Source organism: Vibrio sp. 2CM40D (assembly GCF_023161825.1).
GTDB classification, from domain to species: Bacteria; Pseudomonadota; Gammaproteobacteria; order Enterobacterales; family Vibrionaceae; genus Vibrio; species Vibrio alginolyticus.
Map to the genome: position 1 here is coordinate 1 of NZ_JALNTL010000005.1, position 24537 is coordinate 24537.

The following is a 24537-nucleotide window of genomic DNA, read 5'->3' on the forward strand; positions in this document are numbered from 1 at the left end:
AAGAATTTGCTTGGCGACCATAGCGTTTTGGACCCACCTGATTTCCATGCCGAACTCAGAAGTGAAACGAAATAGCGCCGATGGTAGTGTGGGGCTTCCCCATGTGAGAGTAGGACATCGCCAGGCTTTAAATTTAAGAAGCCCGCTCGAAAGAGCGGGCTTTTTTGCATCTATAGAGTTTTAAAATTAGCTCACTTTATACCTAAAAAGTGTTCATCTAAGGTGCGATATACTTGCTCTCTGCAACCTTCCAAAAGGCTTTAACAAGCGGATTTTCCAGCTGAGTTTTGTTGCAGCAAACACCAAGTTTAAAAGGTTTAATTGGTAAGACTTTTAAACGATTTATCTTTTCTCTTACCGGACTGTTATTGATTACAACATCAGGTGCGATACCTACTCCACACCCCAATGCAACCATACTTACGATGGCTTCATGTCCGGAAGTTTGTGCGTAAATCTTTGGCTTTATTTTCATTTGTTTGAGCCAACTATTGGCCCTGTCTCTTGCCGTTCCTGCTTCTGGGAGTATGAATGGAATGACCGACCAGTCTGGTTTTTCTTTTTGTAGCTCTTCAGCAAACGCACTAACCCCAACAGGTACGATGACAGAAAGTGGGATTTCACTGATCGTTTCAAATGCGATTTTATTTGGCATCTGTTCTGACTTGGCTGATATGGCAATATCGGCTTCATCTGCTAGTATTTTGTCGATCGCTTGAGCTGGATCGCCGGTTGATAGTTTGAATTCAATGAAAGGGTTCTGAATACGAAAGTCAGATATTAGCTCCGGAAGATGGCTGTAGCTTGCAGTAACAGAACAAAAGAGACGGATTTCTCCTTTCAATTCATCCTCGGTTCCCTTCAGGTGACTCTGATACTGCTGCCATTCGCCAAGAATCTTTAAGGCGACTGGGACTAGCTTTTTACCTTGGATAGTTAAATCAACGCTACGGTTGTCGCGTAAAAACAATTGTTGGCTGGTTTCCTCCTCTAATTTTTGTATCTGTCGGCTTAAGGCTGAAGGGCTAATATGCATTGCCGCTGCGGTCTTGGCGAAACTTTTACTCTCACAGAGATGAATGAAAAGTTGCAGGCTTTTGATATTCATTAAATTTTCATTTCCATGTTGCATAAATTGCAATAATTAATTGTGAATATATCACTTTAAGCAATCTCATGTCTGTTTTAGTATGAAGTTATTCGGTAAGGCAATTACTGACCTCAATGGAAGAATCTCAAAGGAGCACCCAGATGGCTAATTATTTCAATACCCTAAACTTGCGCGAGCAGTTGGACCAATTAGGTCGTTGTCGTTTTATGGACCGCAGTGAGTTCGCTTCAGAAGCGGATTATCTGAAAGGTAAGAAAGTAGTCATTGTAGGTTGTGGTGCTCAAGGTCTTAACCAAGGTCTGAACATGCGCGACTCTGGTCTAGACGTTGCTTATGCGCTTCGCCAAGCCGCGATTGATGAGCAACGCCAGTCATTCAAAAACGCAAAAGACAACGGTTTTGAGGTAGGTAGCTACGAAACGCTAATTCCACAAGCTGATCTAGTAGTAAACCTTACTCCAGATAAGCAGCACACAAACGTTGTTGAGACGGTAATGCCGTTGATGAAAGAAGGCGCAGCACTAGGTTACTCTCACGGTTTCAACGTTGTTGAAGAAGGCATGCAAATCCGTAAAGACCTAACGGTAGTAATGGTTGCACCTAAATGTCCAGGTACGGAAGTTCGTGAAGAATACAAGCGCGGTTTCGGTGTACCGACTCTTATCGCTGTTCACCCAGAGAACGACCCAAAAGGTGAAGGTTGGGATATCGCGAAAGCTTGGGCTGCAGCAACCGGTGGTCACCGTGCAGGCTGTCTAGAGTCTTCTTTTGTTGCTGAGGTGAAATCTGACTTAATGGGTGAGCAAACTATCCTTTGTGGCATGCTACAGGCTGGCTCTATCGTATGTTACGAGAAGATGATTGCTGATGGTATCGATCCTGGCTACGCTGGTAAGCTTCTTCAATACGGTTGGGAAACCATCACTGAAGCACTGAAGTTTGGTGGTATCACTCACATGATGGATCGCCTAACTAACCCTGCAAAAGTGAAAGCATTTGAGCTTTCTGAAGAGCTAAAAGAACTGATGCGTCCGCTATACAACAAGCACATGGATGACATCATCACCGGTCACTTCTCTAGCACTATGATGGCTGACTGGGCAAACGACGATGCAAATTTACTAGGCTGGCGTGCAGAAACGGGTGAAACTGCTTTCGAAAACTACCCAGAAACTGACGTAGAAATCTCTGAGCAAGAGTACTTCGATAACGGTATCTTGATGGTTGCTATGGTTCGTGCGGGTGTTGAGCTAGCATTCGAAGCGATGACGGCATCTGGCATCATCGATGAGTCTGCTTACTATGAGTCTCTACACGAGCTGCCACTTATCGCAAACACTATCGCACGTAAGCGTTTATACGAGATGAACGTGGTTATCTCAGACACTGCGGAATACGGTAACTACCTGTTCGCTAACGTAGCAACGCCGCTTCTACGTGAGAAGTTTATGCCAGCCGTAAATACTGACGTAATTGGTAAAGGTTTAGGTGAAACGTCTAACCAAGTGGATAACGCGACTCTTATCGCTGTGAATGAAACAATCCGTAACCACCCTGTAGAGTACATCGGTGAAGAGCTACGTGGTTACATGACTGATATGAAGCGTATCGCGGTGGGCGGCTAAATGACTGGCCTTAAGGTTCCATTTTGGTGTCGAAGGTGCTCGTTTACTATCGTAAAGTCCGCGCCTTCTCCTAGAAATGAAGCCTTAATACTGCGTAATTTACTTAGTCTCAAGTAACGCAGTAGATAAACTCCAGGCAGACTGGAGTGATAAATACAAAATAAAACACAACATCTAATCAAAAGGCTTGGTCGCCGTTGACCAAGCCTTTTTGTTTTTAGCCGATTTATCTGCGCGCCGATAAGAAAAACGCTCCTTTGTGAGGAGCGCTTTGATACTTATTTTTCAGCAAGCTTTTCTTCAAGTTGCGCCAACTTCTGTTCCATTTCTGTTAGCTTTTGACGTGTACGTAGTAAAACTTGAGTTTGAACATCAAACTCTTCGCGACTTACAACATCTAGCTTGTTTAGCTGGCCTTGGATTACTTGACGAACTTTCTGATCGACATCAGAGCCCAACTCTTTTACAGGTTGAGGCATTGAGTCGTGAATCTGTTTAGCAATTTGCTCTAATTTCTTTGGGTCAAACATAGTGGCTAAAACTCCTTTTGATTTGTCCTCATTTTAAGTAAATGATACGTGAAAGTCGCCATTTAGATGGCAAAAAAGAGAGCGGCAATAAAAAAGGCCACCGAAGTGACCTTTTTGAATGCCTTAATAGCTTATCTGTTATCCGCTAATTCACGATGAGCTGCTTTCGCTTCGTCAACTCGCGCTAACTTCTCCAAGTCTTTGTCTTCAACAAATACTGGCAGAGGTTTGTGTTTTTCAGCTAGGTAGCTGTAAATCACAGGTAGTACGAATAGTGTGAACAGTGTACCGATTGCAAGGCCAGCAACGATGACGATACCGATACTGAAACGTTGCGCGGCACCTGCACCTGTTGCGTACATCAGCGGGATCAGACCTGCGATCATCGCTGCAGTGGTCATTAGGATAGGGCGAAGACGCACTTTCGCAGCTTCCATCACCGCATCAATACGAGACAGTTTATTATGTAACTGCTCTTCTTTGGCGACTTCACAGATCAAGATACCGTGCTTGGTTATTAGGCCGACCAGCGTTATCAAACCAACCTGCGAGTAGATGTTCATCGAGGCCGTACCCCAGGCCAATGCGATCAAGGCACCACATATTGCCAGAGGTACAGATACCATGATGACAATAGGATCGCGGAGTGATTCAAATTGAATCGCCAGAACGAGGAAGATGATCGCAAGTGCAAGACCGAAGGTTGCATACAAGGCACTACCTTCCGTTACAAACTGACGAGATTCGCCCATGTAATCGTGGTTATATCCTGCAGGCAGTTTGGTTTGTGCAATATTTTCAAACCAGTCGATTGCGTCACCCATAGCAACACTAGGTGATGGTACTGCACCCACAGTCGCTGAGTTTAGCTGGTTGAAGTGTGGCAAAGAGCGAGGCTCAGCCACCACATCGATAGTAATCAGACTGCCTAATGGAACCGCTTTACCATCCACAGAGCGTACATAGTAGTTCTTCATCGATTCTGGGTTTAGACGCCATTTACGCTCAACTTGAGGGATCACCTCGTACGAGCGGCCATTCAGGTCGATTCGGTTTACATAACCATCTGCCATCATGGTGCTGAGGGTGATGCCAATGTCTTGCATAGTCACACCGTAGGCACCGGCTTTGTCTTTATCGATCTTGATCTTCATCGTTGCTGAATCGTAGTTCAAATCCAGGTCGGAATAGACAAACATTGGGCTACTTGCAACATCGGTTAGAATATCGCTAGCGATAGTAAACAAGCTCTCGAAGCTATTTGGTGTTGTAATTACAAACTGAACAGGTAGACCTGAGCCTGCACCTGGAAGCTCTGGCATTTGGAATGCAGTGACAGACATACCAGGCACACTTGATACTAGGCCACCCACACGTTTCGTGATTTCAGATTGGCTTGCCTCTCGTTCACTCCAAGGCTTCAATGTTGCTAGGCCAAACGCTTGGTTTGAGTTTGGTACACCATTAAAGACCTGTGCGTATTCCACCTCCGGTTGATCTGAGAGTATTTGGTTTACGTCATCCATGGTATTTTGGATATAGTCCAAGTTCGCATTTGATGGGGCGGTACCCATCAGCATGACCACACCTTTATCTTCAGATGGTGCTAGTTCGCTAGGAATAAACTTGAACAAGACCGGTAAGCTTGCAAATACAATGATTGCAAACGCAATAACAACCGGACGATGAGCCATTACCGCTTTCAACATGCCTTCGTAACGAGTGGTCATGCCATCAAGGATATGGTGAACTTTTTGCTCAAACTTGCTTGGCTTCTCGTTCGCCTTCAGCATCTTCGAACACATCATTGGTGATAGTGTCAAAGCGATGATGCCGGATACGAATACTGAACCTGCCAGTGTCAAAGCGAACTCTTTGAACAATGAACCGGTGATACCACCCATCAATGCGATCGGTGCGTACACTGCACCTAGCGTCAATGTCATCGCGATAACTGGAACCGCAATTTCACGCGTACCAATAATTGCAGCTCGGAATGGCGATTCCCCTTCTTTGATGTGACGGTCAACGTTTTCTAGTACAACGATCGCGTCATCCACCACTAGACCGATGGCAAGCACCATCGCCAGTAGCGTCATCAAGTTCCAAGAGAAACCCATTGCCTGCATCACCATTGCCACACCAATCAATGAAAGTGGGATGGTCACGATAGGAATGATTACCGCGCGGAATGAACCTAGGAACAGTGTGATAACCACAAGTACGATTACTGCTGCTTCAAGAATCGTTTTCACTACTTCATGAATCGATTCGTTGATGGCGATAGTTGAGTCGTACATTACGTTCATTTTGATGTTACTTGGTAGGTTGCGCTCGAGCTGAGGCAACAGTTCAAGTACGTCTGCTGCAATGTTGATTGGGTTAGCACTTGGCGCTGCGTTGATCGCTGCAACCACAGCTTCTTGACCGTTTGCACTTGCGCGATAAACGTCGTGACTCTTCTCTAGCGTTACTTTAGCGATATCACCTAGGCGGATGACATCCCCTTCACCAGTTTTCACGACCAATGCTTCAAGTTCAGCAACGTTTGATACCTGAGTATCTGCGCTACCGTTATAAAGCACGAACTCACCCGTCGCTTGACCGGTTGCAGATTGGTAGTTGTTGGCGTTAAGAACGCTCATCACATCGGTTGCGGTCAACTTCAAAGCGCCCATTTTGGCAGGATCTAGCCATACGCGCAGTGCGTACTTCATACCACCATACAGGTCAACTTTGGACACACCGTTTACGGTGAACAACTGCGGGTTGATTACACGCTCAAGGTAGTCAGTGATCTGGCTTGAAGATAACTCGTCACTCGTAAAGCCGATGTACAGTACCGCCGTTGTCGAACCTGTCGACATGGTTACGGTTGGGTCTTCGGCTTCTTTTGGTAGCTGTGAACGTACCGAGTTGGTTTTCGCCAGAATGTCAGACAACGCCGCATTTGGATCAGTATTCAACTTCATGTTGACAGTAATGGTCGATTTACCCAGTACCGATTGCGAAGTCATGTAATCAATATTATCGGCTTGCGCTACCGCTTGCTCCAATGGCTGAGTAATAAAGCCTTGGATCAAGTTGGCACTTGCACCGTAGTAACTGGTGGTCACGGTGACCACCGTATTCGTCATTTCAGGGTATTCACGAACCTGCATTTTGAACACCGCTTGCAAACCAAGCAATGCAATCAAAAAGCTGATCGATACCGCTAAAACTGGACGTTTTATAAAAACATCTGTAAAGCGCATGATGCCTCCAACTTAAAGCATTGGTGTTTCAGCAGGTGGGGTAGTTGCATCGCTTTCGACAATGCTTACTTTCGCATGGTTACTCAAACGGACTTGACCCGATGTCACCACTACATCACCTGGCTTCACGCCTTCTAGAATGTGTGCGATATCTTTAGAGCGTTCGCCAACTTTTACCACATGCTGCTTAACGCGTTTTTCGCCATCTTCTTCTGTTACGATGTAAACATTGTCGCCATACAGCGTAAATGTGATCGCGGTTTGAGGTAGCGTGACCTGATTTTCTAATTTAGGCAGAATGATGTTTGCACGCGCGAACATACCACTACGTAGTTTGCCGTCACTGTTAGGGATATCCGCTTGAACCTGAATCAAGCCACTTTGTACGTTTACAGCTGGTTCAATCGCAGAAATAGACCCTTTGAAAGGTTGGTCTGGATAAGCGTCAACAAAGATATCCACTTCTTGATCGATATTGATACGTGAAATATCGGTTTGTGGCACGGTGAAGCGCAAGCGCATCACGCTGGTATCTTCAAGGCGAACAATATCGGTGCCCGCCTGTAGGTACTGACCGAGGTACACGTTACGAATACCTACCACACCATCAAATGGCGCTTTGATTTCGCGTCGGTCGATGGTTGCTTTCAGGCTTTCAATATCCGCTTTTAAGGAGAAGTAGTTTGCTTCTGCTTCGTCATACGCTTCTTTAGAAATAGAGCCTTTTTTGAATAGGCCTTGGTAGCGTTTGTATTTCGCTTCTGCCGCTGGCAACTTAGCTTGCGAGCTCTTCAAATTTGCTTTTTCGACTTCAGAATCAAGCAACACTAATGGCTGACCCGATTTAACTTGAGTACCGGAATCAAACGCGATTTTATCGATAACACCGCTCGTTTCGTTCGCTACCGTCACGCCTTGGTTTGGCTCGATAAAACCAATTGCCTCGATGACTGGTACCCAATCCACCGCTTGCACTTCTGTCACGGTTACTGGGAACTCAGGTTCAGGACGGTTTGCCATGTATTCAGCGATCTTTTGTTGCTTAAATAAATTGAAACCTATCACGCTGCCGAACAAGAGAACGGCGATAAGTAACATAAAGAAAGTCCACTTTTTCATTCTATTAAGAACTCCAAGTTAGTGTTTAATAATTGCATCCCAACTGGCTTCAATAGCGGCCTCTAATGCCGTCTTATCCAGTTGATAAAATCCCAAAGCGTGTTTCCGAGCAAGTGCAACACTTGCCTCAAAACTTAATCCAGAAAGTACTTCGTTATCGAGAAGCTTGAATACTCCCTCATCTTTACCCTGATTAAAAAGAAGATCTACTTGGGCAAACATTTGTCTCTCAAGTTCCCGAGCTTTGCTACTATTTGAACAGGGTAAAGACTCATATTGGACTCGGTTGCTGATCGCACTTAAGTTCGAGCTCGCTAAATTCCAAATATTGAGCCACATGGTTCGATAACGCTGTTTTAAAGGCATCTCTTCACTAACACCTAGTTGCACCGCAGTAGCAACACGCTTAGCAACGTTAAGGCGTAGTTCCTCTAAAAGATGTTCTTTATCTGAGAAATAACGGTAAATCGTCCCTGCTGCGACACCTGCCTCATTGGCGAGCTTTTGCATGGAAAGCCCTTGAAAACCAGATTCAGCAATGAGTTGTTCAGCAGCGACTAAGATTTGTTCTCGTTTATCTACAGCAGGGTTATCCTTCATAATGTCACCCTTTAGTGAATGAACGTTCATTCATTATAGCTTAAATACCCGCCATTTATGCAACAGAATATTGCACTTAATTGGTGTGAAAATTACAAGAAATCAGCATAGCTTTCACGAGGCCACCCCTTTATCATAGGCGCCACATTCATCACCCGCAGAGAATTTCTATGAAGCTGAACCCTAGTCAAGATGAAGCCGTGAAATACGTGTCTGGTCCATGCCTAGTGCTAGCTGGTGCTGGCTCGGGCAAAACTCGTGTTATTACCAATAAAATCGCTTATCTGGTTCAGCAATGTGGTTACAAAGCGCGTAACATTGCGGCGGTGACGTTTACCAACAAAGCAGCACGTGAAATGAAGGAGCGTGTAGGTCAAACGTTAGGGAAAGGTGAGTCTAAAGGTTTGATGGTATCAACATTCCACACTTTAGGATTGAACATCATCAAGCGTGAGTACAAGCATTTAGGGTTGAAAGCGGGCTTCTCACTGTTTGATGACCAAGACCAGCTAGCGCTACTCAAAGAACTTACCGAAAAGCAGCTTGATGGTGATAAAGATCTGCTACGTCAGCTTCTGAGTTGTATTTCCAACTGGAAAAACGACATGTTGACGCCAGAGCAAGCCAAAGCGCGTGCGCAAGGTGAACAGCAACAATTGTTTGCGTTCTGTTTTGATATGTACCAAAAGCAAATGAAAGCCTATAACGCGCTTGATTTTGATGACCTAATTTTGATGCCCGTTTTACTCTTACGTAATCATGAAGATGTTCGTCAGCGTTGGCAGAATCGTATCCGTTACCTACTGGTTGACGAGTATCAAGATACCAACACGAGTCAGTATGAGCTGGTCAAATTAATTGTCGGAGAACGTGGGCGATTGACTGTTGTAGGGGATGACGATCAGTCTATTTATTCATGGCGTGGTGCGAAACCTCAGAACCTCGTGTTGCTGGGTGAAGATTATCCGAATTTGCGTTTGATTAAGCTAGAGCAAAACTACCGTTCAACGAGTCGAATCCTGCGTGCGGCCAACATTTTGATAGCTAACAACCCTCACGTCTATGAGAAGTCCTTGTTCTCTGAAATTCCTGACGGTGAAAAACTCAAAGTGTTGTTGGCTAAAAATGAAGAGCATGAAGCAGAGCGCGTAACGGGTGAACTAATTGCGCATAAGTTCCTAAACCGTACCGAATATAAAGATTATGCGATTCTATATCGTGGTAACCACCAATCACGTTTGATTGAAAAGTCTCTGATGCAAAACCGCGTACCGTATAAAATTTCTGGCGGCACCTCGTTTTTTGCGCGCGCAGAGATTAAAGACATCATGGCGTATTTGCGCGTTTTGGTTAATCCGGATGACGACAATGCATTTTTGCGCATTGTGAATACTCCACGACGTGAAATTGGCCCAGTGACGTTAGAGAAGTTAGGCAGTTATGCCAATATGCGAGGCAAGAGCCTGTTTGAGTCGAGCTTTGAAATGGGGCTCGAACAGCACCTAACGGGACGTGGCCTAGAAAACCTGCGTCGTTTCACCCAATGGCTAGTGGCGATTGCTGATCAAGCTGAGCGTGGTGATACCGTCGAAGCGGTTCGTTCGCTAGTTCGTGATATCCATTATGAAGATTGGCTATACGAAACTTCAGCAAGTCCGAAAGCCGCTGAAATGAGAATGAAGAACGTTTCTGACCTTTATTCCTGGATAGTGGCGGACCTAGAGGGTGACAACTACGATCAAGAAGAGAAAACGTTAAAAGAAGTCGTTCAACGTTTGACCTTGCGTGACATGATGGAGCGCGGTGAAGAAGATGAAGACAGTGATGCAGTACAACTGATGACCTTGCACGCATCAAAAGGCCTTGAGTTCCCATATGTATACTTAATTGGGTCCGAAGAAGGTATTTTACCGCACCAAACCAGTATTGATGAAGATAACGTGGAAGAAGAGCGTCGCCTGATGTACGTTGGTATTACTCGAGCGCAACGTGAACTTACTTTCACTATGTGCAAAGAGCGTCGGCAGTTCGGCGAGTTGATCAAACCGACTCAAAGCCGCTTTTTGGATGAGTTGCCATTTGATGACGTTGAATGGGAAGTAAACAAAAAGCCAGTATCAGCAGAAGAGCGTATGGCGAAAGGTCAAGCACACATTGCCAATATTCGAGCAATGTTTAAGAAGTAAAGTAACCTTGTTCTCACTGACTAAAAACAAAAAGGCTTGCCAACTGGCAAGCCTTTTTCGTTGATGTCTTTACTTATAGACCTTCAATCATGTGGTCAATTGCTGCGATGATTTCATCGTCAGAACAGTCCATACAGGTTCCTTTGGCTGGCATCGCATTGAAGCCTTCTAATGCGTGCTTCACTAACGTATCTTTGCCTTGTGCAATACGCGGTGCCCAATCATCGGCATTACCTGTTTTAGGTGCGCCGTTTACACCAGATGCGTGACAAGCAATACAAAAAGTACCATAAACTGTGGCGCCATCACGTGGACCGGTTGGTTCTTCTTTCACTGGCTCAGAGCCCGCTAGATAAACATCACCGACAGGTTGGATGCGTTCTGCGATCGCATCGTATTCAGTTTGGCTGATGTCAGAAGCTAAAGCTGCCGTAGAAAACGTTAAGGCAGCGAACAAAACGCTAATCATTTGTCGAGACATATCCATTAAACCCACTTCACATTCCCGAGGTAAGTGACTTACCTATTTATATAGTTAGAGTATTAATGCCGAGCAGAGAAATCATTAAATTCCACTGAATGGCATAGAATGATTAGACAACTTGGTTGCAGCTGTTAAATCAATGTAAATAATGGGTGATTATATCCCGATAACTTGTTGCAATAAACAACAAGTTATCCATGACAGGGCGTGAATCACATCAAAAATCCACTTTAACGGAAGATAACTGTCGAAAAAGAGACCAAACGATAAAAAAAGTAAAAAAAGTACTAGACGGCATAGTGTGATATCCGTATTATTCCACTCCGCCGATAGGGCATGCGCCCGTAGCTCAGTTGGATAGAGCGTTGGCCTCCGGAGCCAAAGGTCGAAGGTTCGAATCCTTTCGGGCGTACCATTGCCTCGGAGGATACATCGGTAAAAATCAGTGGTGGCTATAGCTCAGTTGGTAGAGCCCCGGATTGTGATTCCGGTTGTCGCGAGTTCAAGTCTCGTTAGCCACCCCATTCTTTCTTTTTTAGATTGAATGCGGTAGCATTGCTCCCAATCTTGATTCAATCAAGATAAAACATCGTCGGTGAATAGCGCAGCTTGGTAGCGCATCTGGTTTGGGACCAGAGGGTCGGGGGTTCGAATCCCTCTTCACCGACCACTATTTAGTTTATGGCTCTAATAGAGCGGTAAACAGCAAAAATTGATGGTGGCTATAGCTCAGTTGGTAGAGCCCTGGATTGTGATTCCGGTGGTCGCGAGTTCGAATCTCGTTAGCCACCCCATTAATTAAGGTGACTTCTTAGTTGAAGTGTCCTGTCTGATTTGAGAAAATCAGCAAATACAGTTCGGTGAATAGCGCAGCTTGGTAGCGCATCTGGTTTGGGACCAGAGGGTCGGGGGTTCGAATCCCTCTTCACCGACCACTATTAGAAAGCCTGCTAAAAAGCAGGCTTTCGTCGTTTTAGAGTTTATGATCTCGCTTGGACTGTATTAGTCGGTAATGTATCAATGGATTTGAACCCAAGTGGGGTTCGCCTGAAGTTAGAATTCGGCTCTTCACCGACCGCTATTTAGAGCCTCAGTCGAAAGACTGGGGCTTTTTTGCATCTCTCCTGAAAAGAATCGGCATTCCATTTCAATTTTTCCCAAAAGTGTACAGCTCTAGGGGCTTTTGACCACCTATGATCCAAATGCTTTTCGAGCTGACAAAATAAACCCCAGAGCAGTGTCTGGGGTTTTGTAGTTTTCTAATCCGCTGCTTTTATTGGGCGAGTGTTTTAAGGATTTCTTTCAGTTCTACCGTTTCTTGGATTTCAAAACTTGGCGTTATATCCGTTGAGTTGCTTGCGCCTGTCGCATTCACCCACACACTCAAAATGCCCATATTGTTAGCGCCAGCAATGTCAGCAGGTAAAGAGTCGCCCACGTGTAGAGCCTCTTCTGGTTTTACTTCGACCAAGTCGAGCGCTTTTTGGAAAATACTTGTAGCAGGTTTCTCTTCTGGCTCTTCTCCTCCCACAATAATATGGTCCACCCAGTTGCTCATTTGTGTCGCGTTTAATTTAGGGTGTTGAGAAAAAATCGGACCGTTAGTGATCACGACGAGTTTGTAATGTTGACGAAGGTCGCTGAGCATTTCTTTTACACCAGGGAAGAAGGTGAACGCGCCCATACGTGCAGAGTCAAAGTAGTCTTGAGCTTGTTGAGCCTCTTTTGCAGTGATGCTGACGCCTTGCTCCGCCAAGATGTTTTGGATCAGGCCACAACGGAAGGCATTTTCATCGGGTAGCAGAGCCACAAGGTGAGGGAACTCAGCATTCAGCTTTTTGTATACACCCTGCAAGTAGCGCTGCAAAAACGCTTTTGGTTCGGTAACTTGTGGGTAGGTCTTATGAATCCAAGTTGTAAACGCTTGTCCTGCAACTTTATCGGCTTGTGACGTTGCACATAAAGTCTCGTCCATATCAAAAAAAATCGCTTTAAGCACAGGGGCTCCTTTTATTTACGGCTTGGCTTTGACACTGTTCATCTATTATCCCACTCTCAATTGTGTCGTAAAGGGTTAAAATCGGCGAGTTTTCTTATGACGTACGAATGAGGATAGCGGTACTTTCCTTTGCTTAGTCAATAAACCGCTTAAGTGGCGCATAATCTGCGTTGGAGCAGGATTTGTGTGGTTTTGCTGTTTTGTTCACGTTTTGACCTATCCTTTCTCTTCCTAAGTTTGGCTTTTTGTATTTGCCGACTATTTTATTAATAGTTTTTTATGTTGAAAAAACACTTTTTGCATATGATATTGTTTGTTAAATGTTAATAAATACACATGAATAATATGGTTAATGATCTTGTTTAGCTCATGTTTACTTTTAGAGCATTTTTCTAGTTTTATTGGTGCATGACGCACAAAAATAGTGTGATATGAAAATGGTTAAATACTTGTTAATGAATTTTTATTCGCTAATTGTGCGTTTATTTAATGTTTTTTCGGCGGAATATACTTTAATTGTTGCTTTTTTGTGTGATTTTTGCCAAATTATTTCCGCATTAAGATTTCAGAGTATTATTCTGAATTTGAACGGATTCATTCAGGTGATGAATGGTGCCTTTGGCATGATTCGATACCACAGACAAGGCAGTAGAGGTCTGAAATGTCACTATTAGAAGTGAAAAACCTTCGTATTGAATACCCATCCCGACACGGCGTTCACGCTGCCGTGAAGTCACTTTCTTTTCATATTGAACGTGGTGAAATCGTGGGTGTTGTTGGCGAATCAGGTGCGGGTAAATCCACCGTTGGTAACGCCGTTATTGATTTGCTTAGCCCTCCAGGTCGCGTTGCTAGCGGCGATGTTTTCTTGGATGGAGAAAAAATTTCTGGCCTATCACCAGAAGCGATGCGTAAGGTTCGCGGCTCGAAAATAGGTTTTATTTTCCAAGATCCGATGACCTCGCTCAATCCACTTTTTACTGTTGAGCAACAGCTGAAAGAGACGATCCACGCCAACATGAAGGTCTCTGATGAAGAGGCGTATCAGCGCGCGCTTTCTCTTATGCAGCAGGTTGGTATTCCTCAACCAGAAAACCGCTTAAAGCAGTACCCGCACCAATTCTCTGGTGGTATGCGTCAGCGTGTTGTCATTGCCATTGCTTTGGCTGGTGAGCCTGATCTCATCATTGCGGACGAACCAACTACGGCGTTAGACGTTTCTATCCAAGACCAAATCCTCAACTTGATCCGCGAGCTGTGTATCAAGAACAATGTCGGCTGTATGTTGGTTACTCACGATATGGGTGTCGTCTCCAACGTCACCGATCGCGTGGCGGTAATGTATCGTGGTGACTTGGTGGAGTTTGGACCAACAGCCAAAGTATTGGGCGATCCTGATCACTCTTATACTCGCAGTCTAATTTCAGCGGTACCACGTTCAGACAGAAAGCTAGATCGTTTCCCGTTAGTAAGCTATATCGAAGAAGCGGCGGAAATGGAGCCACTCGATATCAAGAACCACTGGTTAGGACAAAGCCAAGATGAGCGTGAGTACACTGGCCCGCTTTTGGACGTGAAGAACGTCAATCTTCGCTTTGTGACCAAAGACTCTTTGTTCGAGAGCCGCCGAGAATACGTGCAAGCATCTAATAATGTGAGCTTTGAAGTGCACGAAGGCGAAACCTTTGGTTTGGTGGGCGAGTCTGGTTCAGGTAAATCGACCATTGCACGTGTGATTGCTGGTTTATACCAACCTAACTCTGGTCAGGTGAAATTCGAGGGCATTGACCTGACCGCTTTAACCTCTGAGAAAGAGCGCCGCCCGATGCGTCGTCAAATGCAGATGGTGTTCCAAAACCCATATACTTCAATGAACCCTCGTATGAAGGTATTCGATATTATTGCTGAGCCAATCCGTTTCCATAAATTGACGAAAAACGAGTCGGAAACTCGCCAAATCGTGAATGACCTATTGGATCATGTTGGTTTGGGTCGAATGGCTGGGCTTAAGTACCCTCATGAATTCTCCGGTGGTCAGCGTCAGCGTATTTCTATTGCGCGTGCGTTGGCGACTCGTCCTCGACTTTTGATTTGTGATGAACCGACCTCAGCACTGGACGTATCGGTACAGGCACAAATTCTAAACTTGCTGAAAGATCTGCAAAGTGAGCTGAACTTGACTATGTTGTTTATCAGCCACGATTTACCTGTTATTCGTCAGATGTGTGACCGAGTAGGTGTGATGCAAATGGGTACACTTTTAGAAGTGGCCCCAACAGAACAGTTATTCACGGCACCTCAACACGAATACAGCAAAAAATTGATTTCTCTGATGCCGGAGTTTACTGGCTTGCGAGAAGAGATCGAAACGGCATAAACCAAGCAATTCGCTTGGCTAACCTTTAGTCATAACAAAGACGCAAACACAACAACAAGGGATCCGTATCCCCGCATGAAGGAGTTATGCAAATGAAAACCATGAAAAGCAAATTAGCAGTGGCGCTAATGGCTGCGGGCCTAAGCTTTAACGCAATGGCAGCAGATATCAAAGTTGGCTATGCAGCTGACCCAGTATCGCTTGACCCACATGAGCAGCTATCAGGTGGCACACTGCAAATGTCACACATGGTATTTGATCCGTTGGTTCGCTTTACTCAAAAAATGGATTTCGAGCCTCGCCTAGCAGAAAGCTGGGAACGTATTAACGATACGACTGTTCGTTTCAAACTGCGTGAAGGTGTGAAATTCCATTCTGGCAATACTCTAACGGCTGACGACGTCGTGTGGACGTTCCAGCGTTTACAAAGCTCTCCTGACTTTAAAAACATCTTCGACCCGTACGAAAAAATCGTCAAAGTTGACGACAACACGTTCGATCTTGTAACTAAAGGTCCTTACCCACTAGTGCTGCAAACCGCAACGTACATTTTCCCAATGGACAGCAAGTTCTACACGGGCAAAACTGCGGACGGCAAAGACAAGTCTGAGCTAGTGAAGCACGGTAACTCATTTGCATCGACTAACGTATCTGGCACGGGTCCATTCATTGTGACTTCACGTGAACAGGGCGTAAAAGTGGAATTTGAACGCTTTAAAGATTACTGGGACAAAGAGTCGAAAGGTAACGTTGATAAGCTAACGCTTGTGCCAATTAAAGAAGACGCAACTCGTGTAGCAGCGCTGCTTTCTGGCGGTGTTGACATGATTCACCCTGTAGCGCCAAACGACCACAAACGCGTTGAAGATGCTGACGGCATCGACCTAGTTACGCTACCTGGTACTCGTATCATCACGTTCCAACTAAACCAAAACAGCAACGAAGCATTGAAAGACGTTCGCGTTCGCCAAGCGATTGTTCACGCAATCAATAACGAAGGTATCGTGAAGAAAATCATGAAAGGCTTCGCAACGGCTGCTGGTCAGCAAAGCCCGGCAGGTTACGTGGGTCACGATGACAAACTGGTTCCTCGCTACGACTTGAAGAAAGCGAAAGAACTGATGAAAGAAGCGGGTTACGAAAATGGCCTGACGCTAACGATGATCGCACCAAACAACCGTTACGTGAATGATGCGAAAGTAGCACAAGCGGCAGCGGCAATGTTGTCTAAGATCGGTATCAAGGTTGATCTGAAGACCATGCCAAAAGCGCAATACTGGCCAGAGTTCGACAAGTGTGCGGCAGACATGCTGATGATCGGTTGGCACTCAGATACAGAAGACTCAGCGAACTTCAACGAGTTCCTAACGATGACTCGTAACGAAGAAACCGGTCGTGGTCAGTACAACTGTGGTTACTACTCAAACCCAGAAATGGACAAAGTGGTTGAAGCTGCGAACGTAGAAACGGATCCTGCGAAACGTGCAGAAATGCTGAAAGGTGTAGAAGCAACACTATACAACGACGCAGCATTCGTACCGCTACACTGGCAAAGTGAAGCGTGGGGTGCGAAGTCTAACGTGAAAGCGGCAGACATCGTTAACCCAATGGTAATGCCTTACTTCGGTGACCTAGTGGTTGAATAATCACGGTTAGTCGACTTTGAGGAGGGATGGATTTCCCTCCTCAACTTAAAGCACTCGACTCAGTTTTGTTTCAGTCGGATTGAGTGGGTTATTTAGACTGAATTTTCTCTCTAATTTAGAGATCTATGGATAGTTAAGGGGCAAGGAATGTTTTCGTTTCTGGTCAAGCGCCTGTTTCAGGCACTGATAGTGATGTTTGTGATCAGTTTGGTGGCGTTTGCCATTCAGGACAACCTGGGTGATCCGCTGCGTGAGCTTGTAGGTCAGTCGGTTTCGGAATCGGAGCGTCAAGCGCTACGCGACGACTTGGGCCTGAACGATCCCTTTATCACAAAGTACACGCGCTTTGTGGGTAATGCACTGCAAGGTGATTTGGGTACCTCATATTTTTTCAAGCGACCTGCGGTTGAGGTGATCCTCGATAAGCTGGTGGCAACATTAGAGCTCGTGTTTGGCGCGACGCTCATCATTATCGTTTTCTCTATACCACTCGGGGTGTATTCCGCGATTCACCCGAAGAGTGTCTTTACCAAATTTGTTATGGCGATGAGTAGTGTCGGCATCTCGATTCCGGTGTTCCTAACCGCAATCATGCTGATGTACGTCTTCTCCATCGAACTCGGCTGGCTGCCTTCCTATGGGCGAGGTGAAACCGCTAACGTACTCGGTTGGGAATCTGGCTTCTTTACCATTGATGGTATCAAGCACCTCATCCTACCTTGTATTGCGCTAGCGTCTATCATGCTGCCGTTGTTCATCCGTTTGGTACGTTCAGAAATGCTGGAAGTACTGAGTTCGGAATACATTAAGTTCGCCAAAGCAAAAGGTTTGAACTTACAAAAGATTTATTACCAACATGCACTTAAGAACACCATGCTACCAGTATTGACGGTAGGTGGCGTGCAGATTGGTACCATGGTGGCCTACACCATTCTTACTGAAACCGTGTTCCAATGGCCGGGCACTGGCTTCCTTTTCCTAGAGGCAATCAACCGTGTAGATACACCGCTGATCACTGCCTACGTTATCTTTGTTGGTCTGATCTTCGTGGTAACCAATACCATCGTTGACTTGCTGTACGGCATCATCAACCCAACTGTGAACCTAACTGGAAAAGGAGCTTAATCATGAGCCAATCAAATTTAACACCAGCTCCTGCTCCATCAGCGTGGCAGCGTTTCAAAGAGTCAGATTTTCTGTATTACTTCAAACGCGACAAAGTGGCGATGGCGAGTTTTACCGTCTTTATGATGTTCTTAGTATTGGCATTGGCTGCACCGATTCTTGCGCCAACAGACCCGTACGATCTGACGTCTATCGACATCATGGATTCAGAGCTACCACCGTCTTGGATGGAAGAGGGCGATGAGCGTTTTGTTCTTGGTACTGATGAGCAAGGCCGCGATATTTTATCGACCATTCTTTACGGCTCTCGTTTGTCTTTGACGATCGGCTTTTTAGCCGTCGGTCTTCAGTTGATTCTGGGTATCATCATTGGTTTGTCGGCGGGTTACTTCGGTGGTCGTATCGATAGCTTCTTGATGCGCTTTGCGGATGTTCAACTATCGTTCTCAACCATGATGGTGGCGATCATCGTATCGGCCATTTTCAAAGCCAGCTTTGGCAGCGATTTTTACAGCCAATACGCGGTGGTGATGCTGGTGGTGATCATCGGTGTGGCTGAATGGCCGCAATACGCACGGACTATTCGTGCCTCGGTATTGGCAGAGAAGAAGAAAGAATACGTCGAAGCGGCGCGTGTGATGGGCTTTAAAGCTCCGCGAATCATGTTCCGTCACATTCTGCCAAACTGTCTATCGCCAATCTTGGTTATCTCGACGGTACAGGTAGCGAACGCGATCATGTCGGAAGCGGCGCTGTCATTCCTAGGTTTGGGTCTGCCAGTCGATCAGCCGTCACTGGGTGCGCTAATCAGCATCGGCTTTAACTACATCTTCTCTGGTGCATGGTGGATTACTGCTTTCCCTGGCATCGTGCTAGTAACATTGGTTTTGGTTATCAACCTGTTGGGCGACTGGCTACGTGATGTATTCAACCCGAAACTGTACAAAGGATAAGAATTTTCCCACCAAGCGTTGTAAATTCACTTAATTCCTTCCTAAACTGAGAGCCGGATGCAAATTCCGGCTCTTTTTTTGCTAGTTATTCTTTGTTCACATTTTTTTGGCGCTTTGCCGCCATAATGACCTTACCCACTAATTTAGAGTGAAGTGTATGGAAATGAAGAAGGCACAACACCCATCTCGTATCTTCCAAGCAAGCCTGGCTTTGGGTTTGTTGCTAGTATGCGCCCAGTTTTCTAGCCCAGTATCGGCGGAGGAGTTCCTTTGCCAAGCCACTCAAGCCAGCGAGAAAGAATTACCGATGCTTGAGAAAACGTGCCCAATTGGTAACGGAGTATGGGGAAAGAAAGTGCCGCAGGGGGGCAACTACCTTTACTGGATTCAATGCGGATTGCTACCCAAGCCTATGTCTCTCGCGAAAGCTAAGCCTCTCTATAGTAAAATCACGACTGACGTATGGATGAAGCCTGAATCCAAAGGCTATCGCTGTTTGATTGGACCTTACAAGGCATTGTCTGATGCGAGGGATGACTTACGAGGAGTCAAAACCTTGTCGAATTACAAAGAGGCGTTCATCCGAGTGGTTGGGAAAGGGACGAAACAACCAGTAACACCACCTACACCTAAATCTACTGTATCGTCGAAATCAGCCGCATCTTCGGTTAAGCCAACACCGACGGTGACCCCGAAACCCGCGCCAGTTCCTGCTGTGCGAGCTGATACCGACGCCTTTAAAGCGCGGGCAGAGAAGCCAGATACCAAGGCAAAAAGTTCACGTGATAGCTCTTCGTCTACGCCTGTTGCTAAGACCAAAGCGAAGCCAATTGTCACTGGAAATGATGACATTGAAGTTCGGTTGAGAACTTCAGTACAGGGCAAAACGTACGTGATCCCATATTTACTCGATCACCATAATCAGTTTTACATGGAACATGGTAAGCCGTGGAACCGCCTCAACTACGAAAACTCGCACAAAGTATGTCAGCAACTGGGTATGAGCTTAGCCAACCCTGCAGAGTTTAAAGCGCTGAGGGCGTCTGGGGTGATGGAAAAAAATCAATGGCCACTGCAACTGCCGTATTGGGGCAAAGATAAGAAAGGTTTGTTCGCCGATCGTGAGCCCAATCAGCTCACCGGAACCTCATTATTGAACGTGGTGTGCGTGAAATAACGACTCAGATATTGCGGTCAAAATATAGAAGAAAGCCCCGAGTTCGGGGCTTTTTGCGGTCTCAAATATTATCGCTATTTGAGTGGCGTTTCTTTGTGACAGTTAGAGCAGATATACACTTCTTTGATGCCGACCAATCGTTCCCAAAGTGTTCTGCGTCTTCTACGCAAATGCACGCTATCACAGCAAGGGTTAACGATGGTTGCTTTAGTCATCATCACCAGGCTCCAAAATCGGTAGTGAACTCGCGATGCTTGTCATGGCTTCTTTGCTGTTAGAGTACAGACCATATTCCGGCGCGGATTCATGACCGTTTTGTTCTTTACTCCAACGAATACCGATATAAAAATCACCAAAATCGCGGTTAATGTAACGATGACGAGTTTTGTAATCTGACTCTGAGCCTGTTTCTTCTAGAATCAGCAGTTCACGGTCTTCAGCATTCTGGATTTCCCAATTACCTGGAGTTTGGAATCCTGTTGGCATGAACGAAGTGTAGTTGTAAGTATCAGTGTCGTATTCGTACGCACCTGACGAGTATTTCAGGACTGTGTCGTCGCCTGTGCCATTACTTTCTACCATCAAGTCATGCTCTACCGTGCCTTGTTTGATGTGTTCTGCAACCGAAAGTGATTCTGCGAATGGGGTATTGCTTGAATCCATCCAGAACAGCTCATCATCTGAGATTTTAACGATCATTTGAGTGCCGTTATGCTCGGTTTTGTGCTGGTACAACATTTCATACTCGTCGCCGTAGCTGTTGTATAGCTTGCCGTCTTTCAACTCAACGTCGTTACAGTCTTTATTGTTGTATTCTGTGTAACCAGTTTGTTGGTCCAGATCGGCAAGAATGGCGTAAGCATTGTGTTCCCATGTGTCTTTTAGGAAGTCACTGATGTTCGCTTTGTACTCTTGATTCATCTCATCGTGGTTTGAACCCCAGCAGAATAGTAGGCCTTCAGAATCTTGCATCAGCATGGCGTAGCCGATTTCACCATCTTTCTGTGCAAAGCTACCCATTTTCCATTCTTGACCGTTGAAGTGCTCGTGAGTGAAGCCCAAAGTCGGTACTACTGGTGGTGGCGTGACGCCTTCGATAACCGTTGGCATGCTGAGCGCAATTTGTACCGCGGTATGGCCATCTGTTGCGCTAATCGCAAGTACTGCTCCAGCTTCACCTGCTTTTGTTGGTGTGCCTTTAATGGTGATAATTGCATTACCATCCTCAGATACTGTTAGACCTTCAATGTCTACATAGTCCGCTGAGTAGTCGGTAATTTGACCGTCTTTATCTTGGAACAAACCAGAAATATCGAGTGTTTGTTCAAACACTTCACCTTGTTGTAGGTACCAACCATCAACGATGGACTGCAGACGCGCTTGTTCTGTTTCTACAACCATTGGTGGTAAGTTTGCCGATTCGATTTCGAACTGAAATACGGTGCTTACCGTACCCAAAACCTTACCTGACGAATCAATGTCTTGCGCCGTTAGAACAATCTCAAAATCACCAGCTTTCTCTACGATTGCAGTTGGATGTAGAACAACCAGGTTGCCAGTTTGCACAACTTCAATGCCTGTGCCTGCAAAGTTGTGCGTCAGTTTGGTTGTCACAAGGTTTTGGTCTTTGTCTGCAAATAGACCTTCAATGTCTAGCTCTAAGCCATCAAAGTCCACGCCTTGTACGATTTTTGGTAGTTTTTCTAGCTTATCTTTAGCTGCCTTTTCGACGATTTTGTTTACGGTTAGCTTGTTATTAACTGCCGTTTCAGGTGCTAAGGTGTCGCTGTCTGGGGTCGCGTCAGTGATGATTGGACGTAGATTTGGGTCATTGATGTTTTCGCCAGATGCAACAAGACGTTCCACTTCTTGGTTTGCCGCTTGAGCAAACTCCGTGGCTTTTTTCTCGTAGTTCGTTGGGTTTTGTGCTTTCGAGTCGGTCAGAATCTGAGCGGTTTTATGTAGTTCGGCGTTTTTTGTCGCACCTTCAACAAAATCACTGTACAGATCAATTGGTGCTTCTTCTGAGCCTCCTAGCGCTTGGTTTACTTTCGCTTTCGCATCTTCTTCACTAATGGCTGGATCTTTTGCCATTTCAATCGCCACAAGATCCGTGATAGGTGAAATCACGTTTGACGATGTTGGTGCACGGAATACGATTTCGTGCGCCATAGCTTGGCCTGGATGATCCATATCAACCGTGTATTTGCCTGCGTACTCTTTCGCATCCAAGGCGATAAGCTGTTTCTGCTTTGCACCGTTTGGTGTAATGGTCTGCAGCGCTAGAGTGCTTTCTGGTTTTGCATCCAATTTAAGCTGACCTTTCTCATCGGTCAGACCAAGGAATGTTTCTTGAGTGTCCCATTGGCCGTTGTTGTTCGTATCTTCAAAAACAACGGCATGCTTGAAGTAGCCGTCAAAACCTGTGATCACAACGCCGTCGTTAGCACTGTTTGAACCACCATCTGAACCGCCACAGCCTGTAAGAGCGATAGCCACTGACGCTGCTAGTAAACTCACCTTATTCATTATTTATTTGTCCTTGTTTCGTTTCCGAATGAGAAAGTCGCTTTTTTTATTATTTTTTTCTTTATATCTCACTAGTGAGATATAAGAGAGTGGTGTCTTTTTAATGACTATTGAGCTTAGGTTCAAGACACGAAAATCCGCACAAAACCCGTAAAATTTATTTCTATTTTTTGTCTATGATGGAAAATTTATAATTTGATCACGGTTCCAGTTTTATTTTGGGAATGATTGTTTTGTTAAAATAACCACCTGTAAAAAAGGTTTATTGGGTGTCGCTAAGGACAGGGGCGTGATAAATCATGTTGATCTTAAATTCCTCAACGCGATCAGCAAATTGAGGGTGAGGTTTAAGCACATAACTGTAGACTTCGCCTGGAATGAATATGTCGTAATCTGTGTATTCAAGGTTGTAAAACATAAATGTTCGTTGCCAATAATTATCTGGCCATTCAGCACAATGTATTGGTGTCACGTTGTCAAAATCCATTGAGCTAGAGATAATATCGGCAAACTCTCCTCGCCCAGCTACGATAGAGCTGTACCAGTAAAATAAATAATCATGACAAAAGAGGTCATGTTGGTTTGATTTCATATTGAGATCAGAGTCCAGTTTGTGCACTGGTTCGTTACCCTGAACACTTCTATCAAATATGTAGTTGCTAGCAGTCCCGTTTATGTAACCTCCTCCTGAAATTGGAAAGAGGTAGTCAAACGACGTTCCTTGATATTCGTACTCGCCAGTGTGGACATTGATGCGCTTTTCCATGGACTGCTTGTTCTTTTGCATGGTATAGCTTTCGAATTGTTTACCATCAAACACGGTGGTGAAGTAGTTCCGAGTATCTTCATGAACCTGAGATGGGTATTCTTTTTTGATGGTCCAAATTTGGCGTACACCTTGGACATAAACGATCAACGAGTCATCACTGATTTTGTACTTGCCCACTTTTTTCAAGTCTCCCTTTTCAGGACACTGGCGTTTGTTGTGTGAGGCGGCATAACTTACTTCGCCCCCCTCAAACTGAAAGGCCTCGCAATACACCACTTCATACGCGTACGCGATACCGGCAAGATTTTGTGTTGTCTCTAGGCGATAAACTACATCGCCAACTAACGGGTGTTCTGTGTCATTTTGATCGGGTGTGATAACGGGTAACTCAAAGCGCGTTGTGACCCATGCATGATCGCTATTACCGTGATAATCATCGCGCGCTGCTACCGCCAAATATGTGGTGGTTTTTATTTCCTCAGGCGCTCCTTGCACCATCATTTGTCCTTGGTTGAGGACTCTTAACCCATTGGCGTTTTCAAGCCAAATCTGAGTGGTGAGGAGATCGCCATCTGGGTCTTCAAAAAGCTGGTTAAGGTTGAGCGAATAACTCACCGGAGAGTTTTGTTTCAGCTCCCAAGCATAAATAATGGTTTGTAGCTGCTGTTCCACAGTGAGGTTGATGATGGGTTTATTATTCTCTGATGGGTCCTCTTGTGGTCGGCTGTTCTTATCACCCAATGCTGACTCGTAAAACGTGTTGTCTTCTGTGGTATGAAATGGATTCGTAACAGGGCCTGGTTGTCCTAAAAGGGCGGAGTTAAATGCGTCATCTCCCGTTTTTTTAGGAGTGCGATCCAACGCAGAACCTGTCAACGCTTGCTTTACTTCAACTAAAGATGTGCGCTCATATTGACGATGTGCTTGCTGGGTTGACTTGTCGGCGTTGTCTGACGAGTCTTTCACAGATGCCAAATTGTGTTTGTTTGAAATGAAGTAAATACCGAACAAACCGACGCATACTGCGCCGATTATCCAAAGCTTTTTGTTCAT

At 45.3% G+C, this 24537-nt stretch carries 17 protein-coding genes, 5 tRNA genes and 1 rRNA gene; 13 read left to right on the top strand and 10 right to left on the bottom strand.

The genetic code is table 11. From position 1 onward, the window contains the following. Positions 1–9: 9 nt before the first annotated feature. Positions 10–126, top strand: a 5S ribosomal RNA gene (gene rrf, locus MTF70_RS12345). Between the two features lie 91 nt (positions 127–217). Here rrf and ilvY read toward each other — a convergent pair. Beyond that, positions 218–1108 carry an HTH-type transcriptional activator IlvY gene (ilvY, locus tag MTF70_RS12350; protein WP_025768266.1) on the bottom strand — a complete coding sequence of 297 codons (891 nt, stop codon included), beginning with the start codon at positions 1106–1108 and terminating at the stop codon, positions 218–220. 143 nt (positions 1109–1251) lie between these two features. Between ilvY and ilvC the strand changes: the two genes are divergently transcribed. After that, positions 1252–2736: a ketol-acid reductoisomerase gene (gene ilvC, locus MTF70_RS12355; RefSeq protein ID WP_005379098.1), complete on the top strand. Its 1485-nt coding sequence runs from the start codon at positions 1252–1254 to the stop codon at positions 2734–2736. Between the two features lie 278 nt (positions 2737–3014). On the opposite strand, the gene MTF70_RS12360 is transcribed toward ilvC, so the two are convergent. The 4 genes from MTF70_RS12360 to MTF70_RS12375 all read right to left on the bottom strand — a co-directional run bounded on the left by MTF70_RS12360 (position 3015) and on the right by MTF70_RS12375 (position 8239). Continuing rightward, positions 3015–3266 carry an accessory factor UbiK family protein gene (locus MTF70_RS12360; protein ID WP_005379099.1) on the bottom strand — a complete coding sequence of 84 codons (252 nt, stop codon included), beginning with the start codon at positions 3264–3266 and terminating at the stop codon, positions 3015–3017. 131 nt (positions 3267–3397) lie between these two features. Continuing rightward, positions 3398–6520: a multidrug efflux RND transporter permease subunit VmeD gene (gene vmeD / locus MTF70_RS12365; RefSeq protein ID WP_005379100.1), complete on the bottom strand. Its 3123-nt coding sequence runs from the start codon at positions 6518–6520 to the stop codon at positions 3398–3400. 12 nt (positions 6521–6532) lie between these two features. Beyond that, entirely contained in the window at positions 6533–7639 is a 1107-nt protein-coding gene (vmeC, locus tag MTF70_RS12370) for a multidrug efflux RND transporter periplasmic adaptor subunit VmeC (RefSeq protein ID WP_005379101.1), read from the bottom strand. 18 nt (positions 7640–7657) lie between these two features. Beyond that, positions 7658–8239 carry a TetR/AcrR family transcriptional regulator gene (locus MTF70_RS12375; RefSeq protein ID WP_005384254.1) on the bottom strand — a complete coding sequence of 194 codons (582 nt, stop codon included), beginning with the start codon at positions 8237–8239 and terminating at the stop codon, positions 7658–7660. A gap of 170 nt (positions 8240–8409) precedes the next feature. Here MTF70_RS12375 and rep point away from each other — a divergent pair, with 170 nt between their 5' ends. After that, the gene (gene rep, locus MTF70_RS12380; protein WP_005379104.1) at positions 8410–10425 is read left to right on the top strand and encodes a DNA helicase Rep; all 2016 of its coding nucleotides are present in this window, start codon (positions 8410–8412) and stop codon (positions 10423–10425) included. Positions 10426–10498: 73 nt separating this feature from the next. Here the strand turns inward: rep and MTF70_RS12385 are convergent, their stop codons facing one another. Further along, complete coding sequence (locus MTF70_RS12385) at positions 10499–10912, bottom strand: cytochrome c5 family protein (protein WP_005384252.1); 414 nt, start codon at positions 10910–10912, stop codon at positions 10499–10501. 335 nt (positions 10913–11247) lie between these two features. Between MTF70_RS12385 and MTF70_RS12390 the strand changes: the two genes are divergently transcribed. From MTF70_RS12390 to MTF70_RS12410, 5 genes are all read left to right on the top strand, one after another. Further along, positions 11248–11324, top strand: a tRNA-Arg gene (locus MTF70_RS12390). Positions 11325–11357: 33 nt separating this feature from the next. Further along, positions 11358–11433, top strand: a tRNA-His gene (locus MTF70_RS12395). A gap of 69 nt (positions 11434–11502) precedes the next feature. After that, positions 11503–11579: transfer RNA gene (locus tag MTF70_RS12400), tRNA-Pro, on the top strand. 48 nt (positions 11580–11627) lie between these two features. Continuing rightward, positions 11628–11703: transfer RNA gene (locus MTF70_RS12405), tRNA-His, on the top strand. A 64-nt stretch (positions 11704–11767) separates the two neighbouring features. Next, positions 11768–11844: transfer RNA gene (locus MTF70_RS12410), tRNA-Pro, on the top strand. Positions 11845–12182: 338 nt separating this feature from the next. Here the strand turns inward: MTF70_RS12410 and MTF70_RS12415 are convergent. Then, positions 12183–12908 (bottom strand): HAD family hydrolase, encoded by a 726-nt coding sequence (locus MTF70_RS12415; RefSeq protein WP_005379107.1) that lies wholly within the window; start codon positions 12906–12908, stop codon positions 12183–12185. A 661-nt stretch (positions 12909–13569) separates the two neighbouring features. Here MTF70_RS12415 and MTF70_RS12420 point away from each other — a divergent pair. The 5 genes from MTF70_RS12420 to MTF70_RS12440 all read left to right on the top strand — a co-directional run bounded on the left by MTF70_RS12420 (position 13570) and on the right by MTF70_RS12440 (position 20186). Continuing rightward, positions 13570–15285 carry an ABC transporter ATP-binding protein gene (locus MTF70_RS12420; RefSeq protein ID WP_005379108.1) on the top strand — a complete coding sequence of 572 codons (1716 nt, stop codon included), beginning with the start codon at positions 13570–13572 and terminating at the stop codon, positions 15283–15285. A gap of 92 nt (positions 15286–15377) precedes the next feature. After that, positions 15378–16931 carry an ABC transporter substrate-binding protein gene (locus tag MTF70_RS12425; protein WP_005379109.1) on the top strand — a complete coding sequence of 518 codons (1554 nt, stop codon included), beginning with the start codon at positions 15378–15380 and terminating at the stop codon, positions 16929–16931. Between the two features lie 147 nt (positions 16932–17078). After that, the gene (locus tag MTF70_RS12430) at positions 17079–18056 is read left to right on the top strand and encodes an ABC transporter permease (protein WP_005379110.1); all 978 of its coding nucleotides are present in this window, start codon (positions 17079–17081) and stop codon (positions 18054–18056) included. Between the two features lie 2 nt (positions 18057–18058). Beyond that, positions 18059–19009, top strand: coding sequence for an ABC transporter permease (locus tag MTF70_RS12435; RefSeq protein ID WP_054730225.1), 951 nt, complete (start codon positions 18059–18061; stop codon positions 19007–19009). 157 nt (positions 19010–19166) lie between these two features. After that, positions 19167–20186 (top strand): SPOR domain-containing protein, encoded by a 1020-nt coding sequence (locus tag MTF70_RS12440; RefSeq protein ID WP_205461489.1) that lies wholly within the window; start codon positions 19167–19169, stop codon positions 20184–20186. A 74-nt stretch (positions 20187–20260) separates the two neighbouring features. On the opposite strand, the gene MTF70_RS12445 is transcribed toward MTF70_RS12440, so the two are convergent. The 3 genes from MTF70_RS12445 to MTF70_RS12455 form a co-directional block, all read right to left on the bottom strand. Beyond that, entirely contained in the window at positions 20261–20404 is a 144-nt protein-coding gene (locus tag MTF70_RS12445) for a hypothetical protein (RefSeq protein ID WP_012841245.1), read from the bottom strand. Beyond that, positions 20394–22715 (bottom strand): hypothetical protein, encoded by a 2322-nt coding sequence (locus MTF70_RS12450; protein WP_025768268.1) that lies wholly within the window; start codon positions 22713–22715, stop codon positions 20394–20396. The genes MTF70_RS12445 and MTF70_RS12450 overlap by 11 nt, the downstream gene beginning before the upstream one ends. 262 nt (positions 22716–22977) lie before the next feature. Continuing rightward, complete coding sequence (locus MTF70_RS12455; RefSeq protein ID WP_025768269.1) at positions 22978–24537, bottom strand: hypothetical protein; 1560 nt, start codon at positions 24535–24537, stop codon at positions 22978–22980.

What these genes read in the sequence shown, in the direction of transcription:
- ilvY (WP_025768266.1), bottom strand. Translation starts at nt 1,108, where the DNA reads ATGAATATCAAAAGCCTGCAACTTTTCATTCATCTCTGTGAGAGTAAA.
- ilvC (WP_005379098.1), top strand. Translation starts at nt 1,252, where the DNA reads ATGGCTAATTATTTCAATACCCTAAACTTGCGCGAGCAGTTGGACCAA.
- MTF70_RS12360 (WP_005379099.1), bottom strand. Translation starts at nt 3,266, where the DNA reads ATGTTTGACCCAAAGAAATTAGAGCAAATTGCTAAACAGATTCACGAC.
- vmeD (WP_005379100.1), bottom strand. Translation starts at nt 6,520, where the DNA reads ATGCGCTTTACAGATGTTTTTATAAAACGTCCAGTTTTAGCGGTATCG.
- vmeC (WP_005379101.1), bottom strand. Translation starts at nt 7,639, where the DNA reads ATGAAAAAGTGGACTTTCTTTATGTTACTTATCGCCGTTCTCTTGTTC.
- MTF70_RS12375 (WP_005384254.1), bottom strand. Translation starts at nt 8,239, where the DNA reads ATGAAGGATAACCCTGCTGTAGATAAACGAGAACAAATCTTAGTCGCT.
- rep (WP_005379104.1), top strand. Translation starts at nt 8,410, where the DNA reads ATGAAGCTGAACCCTAGTCAAGATGAAGCCGTGAAATACGTGTCTGGT.
- MTF70_RS12385 (WP_005384252.1), bottom strand. Translation starts at nt 10,912, where the DNA reads ATGGATATGTCTCGACAAATGATTAGCGTTTTGTTCGCTGCCTTAACG.
- MTF70_RS12420 (WP_005379108.1), top strand. Translation starts at nt 13,570, where the DNA reads ATGTCACTATTAGAAGTGAAAAACCTTCGTATTGAATACCCATCCCGA.
- MTF70_RS12425 (WP_005379109.1), top strand. Translation starts at nt 15,378, where the DNA reads ATGAAAACCATGAAAAGCAAATTAGCAGTGGCGCTAATGGCTGCGGGC.
- MTF70_RS12430 (WP_005379110.1), top strand. Translation starts at nt 17,079, where the DNA reads ATGTTTTCGTTTCTGGTCAAGCGCCTGTTTCAGGCACTGATAGTGATG.
- MTF70_RS12435 (WP_054730225.1), top strand. Translation starts at nt 18,059, where the DNA reads ATGAGCCAATCAAATTTAACACCAGCTCCTGCTCCATCAGCGTGGCAG.
- MTF70_RS12440 (WP_205461489.1), top strand. Translation starts at nt 19,167, where the DNA reads ATGGAAATGAAGAAGGCACAACACCCATCTCGTATCTTCCAAGCAAGC.
- MTF70_RS12445 (WP_012841245.1), bottom strand. Translation starts at nt 20,404, where the DNA reads ATGATGACTAAAGCAACCATCGTTAACCCTTGCTGTGATAGCGTGCAT.
- MTF70_RS12450 (WP_025768268.1), bottom strand. Translation starts at nt 22,715, where the DNA reads ATGAATAAGGTGAGTTTACTAGCAGCGTCAGTGGCTATCGCTCTTACA.
- MTF70_RS12455 (WP_025768269.1), bottom strand. Translation starts at nt 24,537, where the DNA reads ATGAACAAAAAGCTTTGGATAATCGGCGCAGTATGCGTCGGTTTGTTC.